We start from the raw sequence: 15772 nt of genomic DNA, 5'->3' as shown, positions 1-15772 counted from the left end.
GCATGCCAGATCGGAGGTGTGACATGGCCAAACGTTTTCCTCTTATGCCTCTCTTGCGGATGCGGGAGACAGCTGAGCAGAAAGCGGCTCAGGAGTTAGCGCGGGCGCGGGAGCGTGCTGCGCGGGAGCGTGCGCGCGAAGTGCGGGCCACGCAGAGCCTCGGTGACCATGAATTTGATCAGTTATTGACGGAAACACAATGGCGTTCGGCGTTGGCCTCGCGTGCCTCACTGCAGGGGCTGCTCGCCGAGTCGAAGGCGGCCCGTGAGCTTGCTGAGCACGAAGCAGATGTCACCCACGCGCACTGGGCTGTTGCAAAACAGCAGGTCGCGGGGGTGGAGAAGCTGCGGGACCGGCATGAAGAACGGGAAGCGGTCGAGGAAGCGAAAGCAGAGCAGAACGTTCTTGACGAGTTGGGTGCACAAGCACACATGCGGCGGAACTTAACCCGGTCACCGGAGGTGCCTGATGGCGATTGATGCGGTCATGTCACGGATCACAGAGATCCGCTCCGCGATGGGGGCAACCGCTGCGTCGGTGGCACCGGGTGCTGTGGGCGGGGTCATGGGTGGCAACACCATGGCAACAGCGATGGTGTCGGCGGACACCACGCGCACCACGGTGACGAACCCGACCCAAGACTTTGGATCGCTTCTCTCCGCAGCCGTGGCTACCTCATCCATCGCCCCTGCCGCGTCGACGGCGGCAGCACAGTCTTTGACGCCGGCTGGAACGCACACGGACCGGGATCTGGGGCAGCGCATCGTTAATGAGGCACGAACCTGGATTGGGACCCCCTACCAATGGGGCGGCAACACGAAAGCCGGTGTGGATTGTTCTGGCTTGGTCAAGAACGTGTTGTCTGAGTATGGAATTGATATGCCTCGTGTTGCCCGACAGCAAATGGGTCAAGGACGTGCGGTGAGTTCGCTGGCGGACGCGCAACCTGGCGACCTTCTCGTTTTTGATGGCGGCACACACATCGGGATTTACGTCAGTGAGGGTCGCATGATTGACGCCCCATACCGTGGGCGAGCCGTCACGGAACGGGCGATCTATGAGACTCCGACCGCGATTCGCCGGGTGATTCCTGATGCGACCCCCATGAATACTCAACAGTCACCTGTGACTGCCGATGAGAGAGCCACACAGGCAGTGCAGCGCGCTGCCCTTGACCGACTGGGAGTAACTCGATGAGTGTGACTGTGCTGGCGTCAGCGCCACCTGCACCACAGCGTGCCCCCGGGTCGGGAGGCGGCCAGGCAAGTGGTTCAACGGGTGGATTTGATGAAGCGTTGTCTGCTGCAACCGAGGCAAACCGTCCCGCTCGTCCATCTGACGAGGCGCGTCCCAGTGGGACCAATCGCGCTGAGCAGGCAGGCGACACAAGCACCACCACACCAGCCCGTGACCACGGGCAACCAGTCGACCAGGTCCCAGGAGACGCAACTGACATCCCCCAAGAAGTTGACGGGATGCAACGACCTGCCGATGTGACCCCTCCGATACCAGTGGACCCTACCCCGGAGGCCTCTGACACCATTGAGGGTGAGAAACCCACTGGTGCTCCTGGTGACCAGTGGGCAGAGAGCAGCATGGTCCCCGGCACAATCGACACCGCCGAACATGCTCCCATGCCAGGGACGTCCGGCGCCCCAAACGAGAATGCACACGCACCAGGTGTGGGCGGCAAAGAAACACAGCCTGTCACCACCCTCACAGCGCAAGCAGTCACCACAGCGGCCTCGCCCACGGCTGCCCCTAGCGCATCGGCCAACCCTGACCAGACTGCACAGGCCATCACAGCGACTGCGGTCACCGCGGCTCCCGCGACACCCAATGCCCCAGCGGGCACCCCAACTGGTGAGGGCCGCCCCGAGGTCACCACCACAAAAGCCGGCGCGCCACAAAGCGGCCACGGGACACAAGCCCCCAACCCGGCAGAAGCGCTCGCATCACCACCACAATCCTTGCGCATCGTTCGAGACGGACAAACAGCTGGTGCGAACACAGTTGGGATACCCGGAACTGACGCAGTGACCACAACAACCCCCCGGAACGACGCCACACCCACCGCGCTTCCCGCAACACCCCAGGTCACCACCCCCACAGCTCCCGCTCCATCACTACCCGCCGCAGCACCCACCAGTGACGTTGGCCAACAACTTGTGGACCAGCTCCGCGGCCCACTGATCCACCTGAAACAAGCCGCACCAGGAGAACACAGCTTCTCTGTGCGCGTCACCCCCGAGAACCTTGGCCCAGTCTCCATCCGGGCCATTGTCAGCGGGGACACCGTCCGGATTGAAATCACCTGCGTCAACGACACAGCGCGAGATGCGATCCGGCCACTGATGAACGACTTGAAGAGGGACCTTCAAGGCGCTGGTCTCAGCACCGACCTCAACCTCGGACATGGACGTCAGAGCGGTCACAGCGACACCGGCCACACACCCACAGGACCCTGGCGTGGCACCACCACACCACGCGGACCTGGCGTGGCCACACCCGACCCCCTGCCCGCCCCCACACCTGACACCACTGCCACAACCGGCGTGGACGTCATCGCGTAAGGACACCCATGACGATCGACACCTCACAAGTCCCGATCATGCCCACCACTCCGCAAGCCGGAGTGCACACAACCCCGGCAGTGACCCGCACCCCCAAACAGGAAATGGATGGGGAAATGTTCCTCAACCTGCTGGTCACGCAACTGAAATACCAAGACCCGTCCAGCCCCATGGACACCACCGAGATGATGGCGCAAACCACGCAACTCGCCTCCATGGAACAGCTCACCGCGCTGACTAAGGTCAACCAAGAAAGCTTCGCTTTGCAGATGCGCGTCGCATCGGCAGCGTTAATCGGGCAGGACGTCACCTTCACCAACTCCCACGGAGACACCACCACGGGGCGGGTCGATTCCATCCGCTACGACGGTGAAGTGCCCACCGTCATCATCGGTGACGAACACGTGCCGCTCAACTCTATTGCCGGCATCACAGCGGTCACCCCAGGTACCACCCCAGACCCATCCACCCCCAACCAGACCACGCAGGCCTGACCAGGACCCGCAAGAAAGGACATCTCATGCTCCGTTCACTCTTCTCCGGGATCTCAGGTATGCGATCCCACCAAACCATGCTCGATGTCACCGGTAACAACATCGCGAACGTGAACACCACCGGTTACAAAGCATCACAAACCCAGTTCAAAGACACGCTCTCCCAGATGGTGCAAAACGCAGGGGCCGCTCAAGGTGGCGTCGGTGGGACCAACCCCGCCCAGGTCGGGTTGGGTGTCCAAGTCTCTGGCATCACCACGAACTTCACCCAGGGTGCTGCACAAACAACAGGTCGCTCCACCGACATGATGATCTCCGGTGATGGCTTCTTCGTTGTTCAAAAAGACGGTCAACAGTTCTACACCCGTGCAGGTGCATTCGATTTCGACTCCAACGGAAACTTTGTCACCCCTGAAGGCGCCTACGTCATGGGGTGGCCAGCTACGAACGGCGCCATCGACGTCAATGGGCAAATTGGCCCACTGCGCTTGCCCATGACTGCCTTGCTGGGGTCAGAGGAAACCACGGCGATTTCCTTTGACGGGAACCTCCCCTCCGATGCGGCCACCGGAACGAACCTTGACAGGGATGTCGTTGTCTACGACTCCCTGGGCAATGCGCGAACTGTCACTCTCAGCTTCGCCAAAGTGACCGCACCTGGCCCAGGAGCCATGCAATGGACAGTAACCGCTACGGACGAAAACGGTTCAACCGGCACCTCCACTCTCGAGTTTGACGCCAATGGGCAAACCACCGCAGGGACCGCGGTGACCGTGGGCGGGATCACCGTAGACCTTGCCACCATCACCGGGTACGCCAACCTCACCACCGTTCAAGCCTCAAGCCGCGACGGGCAACAAGCGGGAAGCCTTCAATCCTTCCAAATCACCGCGGACGGTACCGTACTTGGCGCCTTCTCTAACGGGCTCAAACAAGCAGTGGGCAAGATTTCTCTCGCCACCTTTGCTAACCCTGCTGGGTTGGAAAAACAAGGCGGAAACCTCTACGGAACCTCCGTGAACTCAGGAGACGCACAAGTCGGCGAACCCGGCATGGGTGGCCGTGGTGGCCTCGTCGGCGGAGCACTGGAAATGTCCAACGTGGACCTCTCCCAAGAGTTCACCAACCTCATCATTGCGCAGCGCGGATTCCAAGCGAACTCCCGTGTCATCACAACCTCCGACGAGGTCCTCCAAGAGCTCGTCAACCTCAAGCGCTAACACCACTCCACGCCGCCGAAACCCTCAAGTCCGTCCGTGCCCCGCCGATGAGTTCGGCGGAGGACACGGACGGACTCTTTTTCACCAAGGACGGACACACTGTGGTCATCGTAACCAGACTGAACGGGGAGCGTTTTGCGCTCAACCCCGACCTCGTGCAACGGATTGACTCCGTACCTGACACGATCCTGACACTGGTCGACGGAACAAAATACCTCGTCAAAGAAAGCATGACTGAGGTGATCGACCTGATTAACGCACAGCGCGCCACCGTCATTGCCCGCGCCCAACAAATGGCGAACGACGGCACCAGCAGCCTTCCTGACCTCACCCTCGTCACTCCCATCGCCGAGGAGGAGAAATAATGGACCCCGCATCACTCATCGGACTTGCCATTGGTTTTGGTGCCATCATCATGGCGATCCTCCTTGAGGGCGCCTCCCCGATGTCTGTGTTCCTCCCCGCACCGATGGTTCTTGTGTTCCTCGCAACCTTTGGTGTGGCCATGGCAGGGGGGACCTTGCGTGACACGATCTACGCACTAAAACAGCTTCCCGCGGCCTTCACTCGCAAACCCTCGAACGCCGCCGCCTCAGTGGACACCATCGTGTCACTGGCAGAACAAGCCAGGCGTGAAGGTCTCCTGGCGCTCGAAGACGCGGCAAAAGACATTGAGAACGACTTCCTGCGTGATGGTCTGAGATCCGCTATTGACGGAACAGACCCAGAAGACTTGCGAGACATCCTCGAAGACAAAATCGCCGCAAAACGCGCCGAAGACAAAGTGGGATACAAGTTCTACGACGACATGGGCGGTTACGCGCCAACTATCGGTATCGTCGGAACGGTTGTCTCCCTGGTCCACGTGCTAGAAAACCTCGCGGACCCCTCCGAACTGGGGCACATGATCGCCGCAGCGTTCCTGGCAACATTCTGGGGAATCTTCACCGCGAACGTCATGTGGTTGCCGATCGGGAGCCGCCTGAAGCGGATCTCTAACCTTGAGTGTGACGAAATGGAAATCATCCTCGAAGGTCTTCTCGCCGTTCAAGCAGGGTCCAACCCGCGTCTTGTGGGTGAACGCCTGCGCTCACTGATTCCCTCAACGAGCGCACCACCAGCACCCAAAGTGGCGAAGGAAGCGGCATGAGTAAGCCACGCTCAGCCCGGAAAAAGGGCCACGAAGAAGAACACGCCAATCACGAACGGTGGCTTGTGTCCTACGCTGACATGCTCACAGTGCTCGTGGGTCTCTTTATTGTGCTCTACGCAATGTCACAGGTGGACCAAGCGAAATTTGAGCAACTCGCAGCATCATTGTCAGTGTCCTTTGGCGGTTCAGGAAGCTCCATTCTCTCTGACGGGTCCTCCATCATCGACGCCAACACAGCGATCACCCCCACCAGCGTGGAACCACCAGATGAATTCCTCGCCGCAGCCCTGCGCAACGACAACTCCGGGTCTGACGAGGACTCAGGACAAGCAGGAGACGCAGAAGAAGAAGCCATCGACCCCAAGGACATGGCAGCAGCTCAAGCTGAGTACGAGAACCTGCAATCACTGGCTGACCGGATCGACGCTGCCCTGAGGAAGCGTGGGTTAGAGGGATCGGTGGAGTACCGCATCAACGAACGCGGTCTCATTGTGGGCCTCGTTTCCGATGAACTGTTCTTCCAAGCCGACACCGCACGTCTCACCAAAACCACTGAACGAGTCGTGGACACCACTGCGCGGATCCTGCGAGAACTTGACAACGAGCTCTCCATCGAAGGGCACGCGAACTCACTACAGTCAGTGAACTACAAATCCAACTGGGAACTGTCCTCCGACCGCGCGACCCAAGTGCTGCGCCGATACGTGGAAAAAGGCAAAATCTCCGGCACGCGGATCGCCGCCGTGGGTTTTGGAGATACCCGGCCACTGGCAGACAACGACACAAAACGTGGACTCAAAATCAACCGTCGAGTTGACATCGTCATTTTGTCCTCACAACCCGAACGGGTCAGAGACCTTATCCCTATGATCGCCAAGAACGACACCAACGGAGACCGCAATGCCGATTGAACAACGCGTTGTTGCTGGTGGGCGCCCCCAAGTAAGCGCCCCACGTCCTACAGCTGCCGCGAAAAAAACTGAGGCGGCTCCCGCGGATTCACCAAGCCCAAAAAAGGGCCTGATGATCACCCTCATCGCCCTGGTTGTTGCCGGGGCCGTCGGGGCAGCCGCATGGTTTTTTGTTCTGGCCCCAAGCGGTGAGGACGACGCAGAACCAGAAGGGCCGATCGCGGGGGAGGTCTACACCATCGAATCGATGAACATCAACCTTGCCGAAGGACGCTACCTGCGGGTGGGGTTTGGGCTGCAATTCATTGAAGGCGCTGATGTGGACCACTTCGACCCAGCGAAAGCACGCAACGCAGCGATCGAGGTGTACTCCGGTCAGTCGTTCTCAGACATCATGGACCCAGTCACCCGTGAAGCACTGCGCGTGCAATACGCCGGCCATCTTGATGAACTGTATGAGGGTGAAGTTATGGATGTCTATCTCACTGACTATGTCGCTCAATAAGTGAAGAATTGCTGGTCAACTCAGGCACGCTGACTGCTGAACGCAGGTAGCGCGGAAATCAGTGCTACCCAAATGCTAAACGCCGCACCGTAGCGGCCGATCAGGCAAGTCGTGACAGCATCTGACACCTCGACGGCACGACGCCACCGAAAAGGGCCCCCGGAACGGTATGACTTCCGGCGGCCCATGACGATCGCGCGTGAACACGCGAGGATCGTTGAGATGGCGTGCGAAACATTTGCCCGGCAATGGGCAACCCAATTGACGTCACGGTTGCGGGTCATGGCGTCCATTGAGTTAGACAAACTCGAAATGGTCACCTATGACGAGTACATCGCGACCCTCGATCCACACACGACACTCGTGCTGTTTACCGCAGACGAAACTCGCTCCACAGCGCTGTTACAGATTCCTAGTAACACCACCATGCTGTGGCTCGACTATCTCCTTGGTGGGCCGGGGCTCGAACGGCAAGAAAACCCTCGCGAACTCACTGAGATTGAGACTGCGCTGTTCCGGTCGCTGCTTGATTCATCTCTTGCGGACATGAGGTATGCGTTCTCCTCGATCACCCCGATGAACCCGAAAATCCGCGGTCTGCAGTACAACCCGCAATTTGTTCAGGCGGTCCCGGCTTCCGAAGCGGTCCTTGTGGCGAACTACTCCCTGACCGTCGGTGACCGAGTGAGCGCTGCAACCATGATGTTCGCAGCCGATGCCCTGCTCAACCCGCTGAAAGTTGGCGAAGGTGAAGCTGACCCCAGTGCCGCGCAACGCGAAGAGCAGCGTGTGTCCTTCGAACGGTTACGACTGTCCATGAACGATGTCCCCGTCGATGTGGGGGTGCGGTTCAACTCCATCACCGTGCGCCCGCGCGACATTATCGACATGGCTGTGGGCGACGTCATCGAACTGCGGCATGCCGCGTCAAAGCCCCTCCGAATTGTCGTCGAAGGCCGCACGATCGGTCACGGCGTCCCTGGTAATAACGGTAAACAACTGGCCGTGAAGGTCACCGACACCCACCGAGAGTCCTGATGGTCACCCTGCAAACATTCCAAGACAGCGCCAACGCCCTCGTTGAACTGATCCCACACGCAACCCCACTTCACGCAGCTCTCAGCCCGGTCCCACCGGCTGCCGATGCGACCGAAGGCATGGTGACTTACGGTTACCAGCTAGTCGGGTCAACACACTACGCATTTGGCCTCTACCTCGGCCAAGGCATCATCGACGCGTTGAGTGACAGCTCTGAACAGATCAATACTCGTGCCGCTGTGCGTCCCGCTCTTGAGGCAGCCGCCCAGCATTTTGGTCAAGGAATCATCAATGACCTTGACGAGGCGCCATCATTGACTGAAGGTATTGCCCCGGTGTCTTTCACCCTCAAGTCAGGGGACAGCACAGTTGGGTGGATCACCTTCCATAACCGTGAGGATGTACCCGTGGAGAAACCATCTCCGGCAGCCTCCGCCCGCACAGCACAAGCAGAGCCAAGCGCACCCAGCCCCACCGAACCTGAGATCCGCCCCTTCACCCCACCCATGATGGGAAGTGGGACAGGGGATGACAAACTTCGGCTCCTGTACGACGTCGAAATGACTCTGACCGTTGAAATTGGGCGAGCAAAACTCCCCGTACGGCAAGTGCTTGACCTGACCCCCGGTTCCATTGTTGAACTTGACCGAGTCGCGGGTGCACCCGCAGACCTCCTCGTCAATGGTCACCTCGTTGCCCGTGGTGAAGTTGTTGTCGTCGACGAAGACTACGGCCTACGCGTTACAGAAATCATCGACACCACAGAGGTCTTCTCCTGATGGACACCCTCCAGGTTGTGCTTCGCGCCATCGCATCACTCGTTGTCGTTGTGGGACTCATTATGTGGTTGTCCCGCCGCTTCGCAGACGCCGAACGCAACCCAGGAATACGGCGCGGCACCCCCGCACCAGGCGCCGCATCGGCAGGTGCTTCCTTACTGTCTCCACGCCGTTGGGCACGGACATTGTTCACCCCAGGGAAGCCCGCCAGCCCGTCACCCATCCAGGTTGCAGGACGCCACATGCTGTCCAACAAGGTCCAACTCGTCGTGGTTGACATCGACGGGCAACGCCTGGTGCTGTCCGTTGCGGACAGCGGCGCCACAGTCCTTCATACCAGTGCGCACCCTGCAGACGACACTGCCCCAACAGCCTCTGAAGAAGTCGCCACAGACTCTGCTGTCACGCCTCAACCAGAGCAGGCTGCACCAGACGTCACCATGACTGACGACTTTGACCGTGAACTTCACGACCAACTCGTGAAGAACACCAACCCCACCCGATCACGGATAGATGGATCTATCCTGTCTCCCAATACTTGGCGTCAAGCCAAAGCCGCCATGAAGGCAGCTCGTGTTGGTCGTCCCGCAACCCACACACAGCTCACACCACCTCGGCGGTAACATCCATGCAGCACACACACGACACTGCGGTTTCCCCCGCACGTCGGTGGATCGGCCGCGCGCTTCTGCTCACCGCAGTTGTTCTTGCGCTCGCCCTCACACACCTTGTCTTGACTGCCACCGGCGCGCACGCGGACCTTGTCGATCCGGCTGACCCAGCTGCGCCAGTTGATGACGGTATTTCCATTGACATTGGTGGAGGCGGCGATGGTCCTACCTCCTCTATTGTTGTGCTCCTGGGTATCACGTTGCTGTCAGTGGCGCCTTCGCTGCTGCTGCTCATGACAAGTTTCACGAAGATCCTTGTTGTGCTGTCCATTACCCGCAACGCGCTGGGCCTCCAGTCCGTACCGCCCAACCAAGTACTCGCCGGAATCGCGTTGTTCCTCTCGATTTTCATCATGGGGCCGGTCCTGACCTCGATCAATGACATTGCGGTGCAACCATTCCTCGCCGGTGACCTTGACTTTGCTGGTGCACTGGACCAAGGGTCAGGACCACTGCGAGATTTCATGCTCGCGCACACGCGAGAATCTGATATTGCGTTAATCACGAGGGCTGCCGAGGCGGAAAACCCCGCCGACCCCCAGTCTGTTCCGCTGATGACGCTCATTCCCGCGTTCCTTCTGTCTGAGTTGCGTGCCGCATTCATCATTGGGTTTGTCATCTTCCTGCCCTTTCTTGTGATTGACCTGGTGATCTCCGCATCACTGATGTCTCTGGGAATGATGATGCTCCCACCGATCATCATTTCGTTGCCGTTCAAGCTCCTACTGTTTGTCCTTGTCGATGGCTGGTCGCTGATCGTGACCGCGCTCATAGGCAGTTACCGGTAAGGGGGCACGATGGATACCACCGCAGTCTTAGACATTGGGCTTCAAGCGTTGTGGCTCACTGCGAAGCTGTGCGCCCCTATTTTGATTACTGCGCTGGCAGTAGGATTTGCGATCTCTCTCTTGCAATCGATCACACAAGTTCAAGAAGTGACCTTGTCCTTTGTACCCAAGGCGTTGGGTGTGGCCATTGTGATTTACATTTCTGGGCACTGGATGATCGAGGAAACCGTCGCCTTTACCAACGAAATGTTCAACCGGATACCGACTCTGCTGGCAGGCTGATATGACACTTACTTTGTCAGCTGCCACGATCGAAACCGTCATGCTCGTGTCGGTTCGGTTCATCGCGTTTTTTGTCATTGCCCCACCTTTTTCTGCACGGTCTTTTCCGGCAACCGTGAAAATGATGCTCGCGTTGGGTATGGCCCTTGCTGTTGCGCCCACGATCACCCCTGCGGTTCCGGCGCAGAATTTTGGCACTTACATGCTTGCGCTGGGGCTACAAGTGGTTATTGGTGCAAGTTTGGGCTTCATTGTGTACCTGGTGTTTGCTGCTGTGGAATCGGCTGGTGGAATGATTGACATGACCGGTGGGTTTGCCATGGCTCAGGGGTTTGACCCGTTGAACCAGGTCAACGGCGCACAAATGTACCGGCTTTTCCAAATGACGGCTCTTGCGTTGCTCTTTGCCTCCAACGGGCATCACCTCATTGTGGGTGGGTTTATCCGGTCCTTTGAGTTTGCTCCCTTAGCTGGGGGAATCAACATGGACCGAATGGGCCAAAGCGTTGCCACCGGGTTGACGGATCTGTTTTTGGCGGCCATCCAGATTGCGGGTCCGCTCATTGTCGTGTTGGTACTTGCTGATGTGGGGATGGGGTTGCTCTCCCGGGTTGCGCCAGCATTGAACGTGTTTGTGTTGTCGTTCCCACTGAAAATATTCCTCACGATTACGCTTGTGTCGGTGGTGTATTTGACCTTCCCACGCATCATTGAGGCGTTAACGAACACGTCCATTGAACGCTTATGGGAGGTGATCCGGTGAGCGATGACCAGTCCCAGGAACGGACTGAGGAAGCCACCCCGAAGCGGATGAAGGACGTCCGCAAGGATGGCAGTTTGCAAAAGTCCCAAGACTTGTCTGCCTGGGCGGGTATCGGGGCAGGAACCGCAGTGTTGCCATTTGTTTTTGGCAATGTGGAAAAGCACATCGAAGACGTGCTGATGAATATTTCTACGATTGCGTCAACACCGGACCCGTTGCTGGTCGTTCCCATGTTAGGCGATGCGCTTGCTGGTATTCTTCCGGCGTTAGCGCCACTGCTTGCCGTGGTGTTTATTGCGGCAATTTTGGCAAACGGTGTCGGTGGCTATTACATTGCGACGAAAAAACTGAAACCAACGTTCAAACAGTTCAACCTTATCAAGGGGATGAAGCAAAAGTTTGGGATGCAGGCACTGTGGCAAGGTGTGAAAGCTCTCCTGAAAACAGTGGTGATCGGTGCGGTGTTGTACCTGCTCATCCAGGGGATGATCCCGGTCATTCAACAATCTGGTGCTCTGACGATGCGTGCCGTTTTGGGGTATGCGTCGGAGAAGTTTATGCAACTGATGTGGACAGCAGTTGCTGCTGGTATTGCGTTAGCGATTCTCGACGTTGTTGTGGTCATGAAACGTAACCGCAAGAAAACCAAAATGACAAAAAAAGAAATCAAAGACGAGAACAAAAACACTGAAGGCGACCCCCTGTTGAAAGGTGCGATCCGGTCACGCCAGCTAGCGATGTCCCGCAACCGCATGATCGCTTCAGTTGCGGACGCCGATGTGGTGGTGGTCAACCCGACGCACGTGGCAGTGGCGTTAACCTACGTGGCGGGGGAGGGCGCACCCAAACTGGTCGCGAAGGGTAAGAACCTGGTTGCTCAACGGATCCGTGAGGAAGCAGAAGCCCACGACGTTCCTCTAGTGCGTGACATCCCCCTCGCGCGTGCGCTGAACGCACACTGCGAGATTGGCCACCCGATCCCCCCTGCACTTTTTACTGCGGTCGCTCAAGTCCTCGCGTTCGTCATGTTGCTGCGCCAGCGGGGTGCGGCCATGGCCACGGTGAAAACGATGCCCGCCCCCACAGACGTCCCCCTCGACATGTATGACCCTAGGAGTGACACCGATGAAGAGCCGTGATTTCGCGAAGTTCGCAGTTCCCCTCGGGGTGGTGGGCATCATCATGTTGTTGGTTGTGCCCATTCCGGCACCACTGCTTGACTTCCTCATTGTCACGAACATTACGGTGGGGTTGGTCATTTTGCTGACCGCCATGTACGTGAAGAAACCCCTCGATTTTTCGGTGTTTCCGTCGCTGCTGCTCATCGCAACCCTGTTCCGGTTGGGGCTCAATGTTGCGTCCACTCGACTGGTGCTGCGTGATGGGTATGCCGGGGAAGTCATCGATGCTTTTGGGCACTTTGTCGTGGGGTCCTCACTGGTCATCGGGTTAGTGATTTTCTTAATCCTTGTCGTCATCCAGTTTGTGGTGATTACCAACGGGTCAGGGCGTGTCTCGGAGGTTGCTGCCCGCTTCACCTTGGACGCAATGCCCGGTAAGCAGATGGCCATTGACGCGGACTTGAACGCGGGGCTCATTACTGACGAACAAGCCCGGGTCCGACGGAAAGAAATCGCTGCTGAAGCTGATTTTTACGGGGCAATGGATGGTGCTTCAAAGTTTGTGAAAGGTGACGCGATCGCCGGGATTGTGATCACGCTGATCAACCTCATCGGTGGGATCATCATCGGAATAGCTCAACGTGGCTTGTCTGCCGGAGAAGCAGTCGAGACCTACTCACTACTGACCATTGGTGATGGTCTTGTCACCCAAATTCCTGCGCTACTGATGTCGGTATCCACCGGTATTATCGTCACCCGCTCCACGGCAGAAGGTGACTTGTCCTCAGCAACATCAGGGCAGTTATCACAATCCCGTCCTGCTTTGATGATTACCGGGATCGCTGCCATTGCGTTGGGTATTCTACCGGGCATGCCTAAGCTCCCTTTCTTCGTCATTGGGGCACTCCTGCTTATCGCGGCACAGCAAGTGAAAAATAAAGAACGCAAAGACAAAGAAGCCGCACTGTTGGAAGAAATTCAGGCGCAGTCGCAAGGCGGACCAGCTCAAGACACCCCGGAAAAACTCATTGAAGACATGCGGGTGCCTACCTTAGAGATCCAGCTGGCAACTGACCTTGTGGACCTCGTGAACTCCTCACGTGACGACGACCTCCTGGCCCGAATCCGCGGGCTGCGGCGTAAAATCGCATTCGACCTGGGGATCGTTGTGCCCCCGGTACGTACCCGTGACTCCGTCGAACTACCGCCCTCGCACTATGTGTTGAAAGTGTCCGGGGTGGAAGTTGCCCGCGGTGAGCTTCCCCAGGGGAGAGTCCTTGCGTTAGGTGACGAACTTGACTCGCTTCCCGGTGACACCGTGGTCGAACCCGTCTTTGGTCTGACCGGGAAATGGGTGCCAGAACAAATGCGCTTCGCTGCCGAAATGGCTGGCGCAACCGTGATCGACCGGGTGTCTGTCTTGATCACGCACATGTCAGCCCTGATTTCACAAAACGCATCGCGGTTGCTTTCCCGTGAAGACGTGCGCCTCCTTACTGAAGGCGTCAAAGCGATTAACCCATCAGTTGTTGAAGAACTCACCCCCGGGTCCATGTCTCTGGGTGAAATACAACGAGTCCTGCAAGGACTCCTGACCGAGCAAGTCCCCATCCGCGACCTGGGTCGCATTTACGAGGCGCTCTCTCTCAAAGCAAAAGCCACCACAAACCCTGAAGTGCTCATCGAAACTGCACGCCTCGCAATTTCGCCGTCCATCACAGCACGCTACGTGCGTGATGGGATTTTGCGGGTCATCACCATCGACCCGGTCTTTGAACAAGCACTCCTTGAAGGACTACGCACCTCAGATGAAGGATCACAAATCCTCCTTGAACAGCGCCGCCTTGACGCATTTCTGCGGTCCTACACCACCGCACGCACCCAAGGTGAAGCATCTGGCGCACAAGTGGTCCTCGTCTGCGCGCCCTCCATCCGTCCCGCGTTGTACCACCTGGTGACGTTGCAGCATGCTGAAGCGGCCGTGATGTCCTACCCTGAGGTCACAGGATCGGGAATCCGCATCGAAACAGTAGGGGTGGTCAGAGATGTCGACGCCATTGCAGCGTGAAGGCACTCAACTTGATGACCTCATGCGTGAGATATACGCAGAATATGGAGATGTGCACGTCAATAACGTGGAACGGGTGCGAACCGGAGGAGTGGGCGGGTTTTTCGCCCGCGAAGTGTTCCGGGTGACCTTCACCCCAGGAACAACGTACGATGCGGGAAACACCCTAGCCCAACGGCTTGCGCAAGCCTCAGATGACGACCCCATTCTCCCGCCCATCCTCACCCGCAACGCTCCCGCCAGTGGCAGCCCCGCCCAGGCAGTGAACCACCAGCCGGGGTCAACCAACCAGCCCCCCACACGTGGCGTGGAATCCCCGCACTTCTCGGCTGTCATGGAATCACTCCACCACGCAGTGGGACTCACCGAACCTGCCGGACGCGTCCTTGACGACGACTCCCGATTCACACCATTCCACCCCGGCACACCACCAGCACAACCCGGGACCGCCAACTCCGCCCCCACCGTGTCCTCCGCGGCACCAGCACCACCACGGCTCACCGACCAGGGCACAATCATCCCACCCGCATCGGCACACGATCACCACGCCGCTCAACGCGGCGCATGGGCTGCCGCTTACGCCCCGCCCACCAGTGCACCCACACCCGCCGCATCGCCCACGACACCGCCCGCACCCACCACACTCAACGGGCGCCCCGCAGTCACCGCCCGCGCCCAAGCACTGCCCGCCGACGAATTCCTGCGCATCGGTATTCCCGACACCCACGTGTCAGCAGCCCTCACCCTTGCCGGACACACTGGGGTCACCCGCCAGCGCGACGGAACCATCAACGTCCCCACTCTCACCATGTCCACCCTGTTGGAAACAGTGCCCACCGCGCCACCACCCCCATACGACAACGACGCCATCATCGCCGTGGTCGGCCCATCACACCAGTGCATTCGCGTCGCCCAAGAACTTGCGCGTGACCTCGGCCTCGACGACAAAGACATCGCAACGGCAGGACGCCACGAATCCGTTGTCCGCTTCGGCCCCCTCGTACTCACCGCAAAATCAGCCCGTGACCTGCGTGCCCACGCACGCGTCGACGAAACCCCCGTCGTTGTCGCAGTAGGAATCGGCAACGACGCCACCGACTGGTACCGAGCCAAAAAAATCCTCGAAGCCTTCGATCCTGACTACACGTGTGCTGTCGCGCTCGCAGATCAAGACATCGCGGGAACACGCCGGTGGGTGGAAGAGATCACACAAGAAGTGAGTATCGATGCGCTGCACGTCTGGCACATGCGGCAAGCAGCCACGCCAGGAGCGATTCTCCACCTCAGAATCCCCGTCGCCCGAATTGACGGATATCCAGCAGATTCGGTGGTCTGGGGTGCGGCGTTGAGCCAAGCGCTCCCACCAGTGCTGTGGGATGAACGGGCAGTTTCAGGGTAACCTCAGA

General features: G+C 58.6%; 18 protein-coding genes. All 18 read left to right on the top strand.

The features are described from left to right. Positions 1 to 23 precede the first annotated feature (23 nt). The 18 genes from JDEN_RS10175 (at position 24) to JDEN_RS13855 (ending at position 15765) form a co-directional block, all read left to right on the top strand. Positions 24 to 479 (top strand): flagellar export protein FliJ, encoded by a 456-nt coding sequence (locus tag JDEN_RS10175; RefSeq protein ID WP_015772289.1) that lies wholly within the window; start codon positions 24 to 26, stop codon positions 477 to 479. Then, positions 469 to 1197 carry a C40 family peptidase gene (locus tag JDEN_RS13135; protein ID WP_015772288.1) on the top strand — a complete coding sequence of 243 codons (729 nt, stop codon included), beginning with the start codon at positions 469 to 471 and terminating at the stop codon, positions 1195 to 1197. Before JDEN_RS10175 ends, JDEN_RS13135 begins: the two co-directional genes overlap by 11 nt. Beyond that, on the top strand, positions 1194 to 2573 hold the full coding sequence (locus JDEN_RS13860; RefSeq protein WP_015772287.1) for a flagellar hook-length control protein FliK: 1380 nt from the start codon (positions 1194 to 1196) through the stop codon (positions 2571 to 2573). Before JDEN_RS13135 ends, JDEN_RS13860 begins: the two co-directional genes overlap by 4 nt. Before the next feature lie 8 nt (positions 2574 to 2581). Continuing rightward, the gene (locus JDEN_RS10160; protein ID WP_015772286.1) at positions 2582 to 3067 is read left to right on the top strand and encodes a flagellar hook assembly protein FlgD; all 486 of its coding nucleotides are present in this window, start codon (positions 2582 to 2584) and stop codon (positions 3065 to 3067) included. A gap of 26 nt (positions 3068 to 3093) precedes the next feature. Further along, positions 3094 to 4287 carry a flagellar hook protein FlgE gene (locus JDEN_RS10155; protein ID WP_015772285.1) on the top strand — a complete coding sequence of 398 codons (1194 nt, stop codon included), beginning with the start codon at positions 3094 to 3096 and terminating at the stop codon, positions 4285 to 4287. 47 nt (positions 4288 to 4334) lie between these two features. Next, on the top strand, positions 4335 to 4652 hold the full coding sequence (locus JDEN_RS10150; RefSeq protein ID WP_226926559.1) for a flagellar FlbD family protein: 318 nt from the start codon (positions 4335 to 4337) through the stop codon (positions 4650 to 4652). Beyond that, positions 4652 to 5437, top strand: a complete 786-nt coding sequence (locus tag JDEN_RS10145) for a motility protein A (RefSeq protein WP_015772283.1) — start codon at positions 4652 to 4654, stop codon at positions 5435 to 5437. The genes JDEN_RS10150 and JDEN_RS10145 overlap by 1 nt, the downstream gene beginning before the upstream one ends. Next, entirely contained in the window at positions 5434 to 6351 is a 918-nt protein-coding gene (locus tag JDEN_RS10140) for a flagellar motor protein MotB (protein ID WP_015772282.1), read from the top strand. Before JDEN_RS10145 ends, JDEN_RS10140 begins: the two co-directional genes overlap by 4 nt. Continuing rightward, entirely contained in the window at positions 6341 to 6856 is a 516-nt protein-coding gene (locus JDEN_RS10135) for a flagellar basal body-associated FliL family protein (protein ID WP_015772281.1), read from the top strand. Before JDEN_RS10140 ends, JDEN_RS10135 begins: the two co-directional genes overlap by 11 nt. Before the next feature lie 111 nt (positions 6857 to 6967). After that, positions 6968 to 7894: a flagellar motor switch protein FliM gene (locus JDEN_RS10130; RefSeq protein ID WP_015772280.1), complete on the top strand. Its 927-nt coding sequence runs from the start codon at positions 6968 to 6970 to the stop codon at positions 7892 to 7894. After that, positions 7894 to 8673: a flagellar motor switch protein FliN gene (fliN, locus tag JDEN_RS10125; RefSeq protein WP_015772279.1), complete on the top strand. Its 780-nt coding sequence runs from the start codon at positions 7894 to 7896 to the stop codon at positions 8671 to 8673. The genes JDEN_RS10130 and fliN overlap by 1 nt, the downstream gene beginning before the upstream one ends. Beyond that, positions 8673 to 9296 carry a flagellar biosynthetic protein FliO gene (locus tag JDEN_RS10120; protein ID WP_015772278.1) on the top strand — a complete coding sequence of 208 codons (624 nt, stop codon included), beginning with the start codon at positions 8673 to 8675 and terminating at the stop codon, positions 9294 to 9296. Before fliN ends, JDEN_RS10120 begins: the two co-directional genes overlap by 1 nt. 5 nt (positions 9297 to 9301) lie before the next feature. Beyond that, positions 9302 to 10132: a flagellar type III secretion system pore protein FliP gene (fliP, locus tag JDEN_RS10115; RefSeq protein ID WP_015772277.1), complete on the top strand. Its 831-nt coding sequence runs from the start codon at positions 9302 to 9304 to the stop codon at positions 10130 to 10132. Between the two features lie 9 nt (positions 10133 to 10141). Beyond that, complete coding sequence (fliQ, locus tag JDEN_RS10110; protein WP_015772276.1) at positions 10142 to 10414, top strand: flagellar biosynthesis protein FliQ; 273 nt, start codon at positions 10142 to 10144, stop codon at positions 10412 to 10414. Position 10415: 1 nt separating this feature from the next. Next, the gene (fliR, locus tag JDEN_RS10105) at positions 10416 to 11177 is read left to right on the top strand and encodes a flagellar biosynthetic protein FliR (protein ID WP_015772275.1); all 762 of its coding nucleotides are present in this window, start codon (positions 10416 to 10418) and stop codon (positions 11175 to 11177) included. Further along, on the top strand, positions 11174 to 12316 hold the full coding sequence (locus tag JDEN_RS10100; protein ID WP_015772274.1) for an EscU/YscU/HrcU family type III secretion system export apparatus switch protein: 1143 nt from the start codon (positions 11174 to 11176) through the stop codon (positions 12314 to 12316). Before fliR ends, JDEN_RS10100 begins: the two co-directional genes overlap by 4 nt. Then, positions 12303 to 14366, top strand: a complete 2064-nt coding sequence (flhA, locus tag JDEN_RS10095) for a flagellar biosynthesis protein FlhA (protein ID WP_015772273.1) — start codon at positions 12303 to 12305, stop codon at positions 14364 to 14366. The genes JDEN_RS10100 and flhA overlap by 14 nt, the downstream gene beginning before the upstream one ends. Continuing rightward, complete coding sequence (locus JDEN_RS13855; protein WP_015772272.1) at positions 14344 to 15765, top strand: hypothetical protein; 1422 nt, start codon at positions 14344 to 14346, stop codon at positions 15763 to 15765. The genes flhA and JDEN_RS13855 overlap by 23 nt, the downstream gene beginning before the upstream one ends. Positions 15766 to 15772: the final 7 nt, after the last annotated feature.

The sequence above is a fragment of the Jonesia denitrificans DSM 20603 genome, from assembly GCF_000024065.1.
Lineage (GTDB): Bacteria > Actinomycetota > Actinomycetes > Actinomycetales > Cellulomonadaceae > Jonesia > Jonesia denitrificans.
The sequence above is the reverse complement of the archived record's forward strand: the minus strand, read 5'-3'. Positions and strand labels throughout refer to the sequence as shown.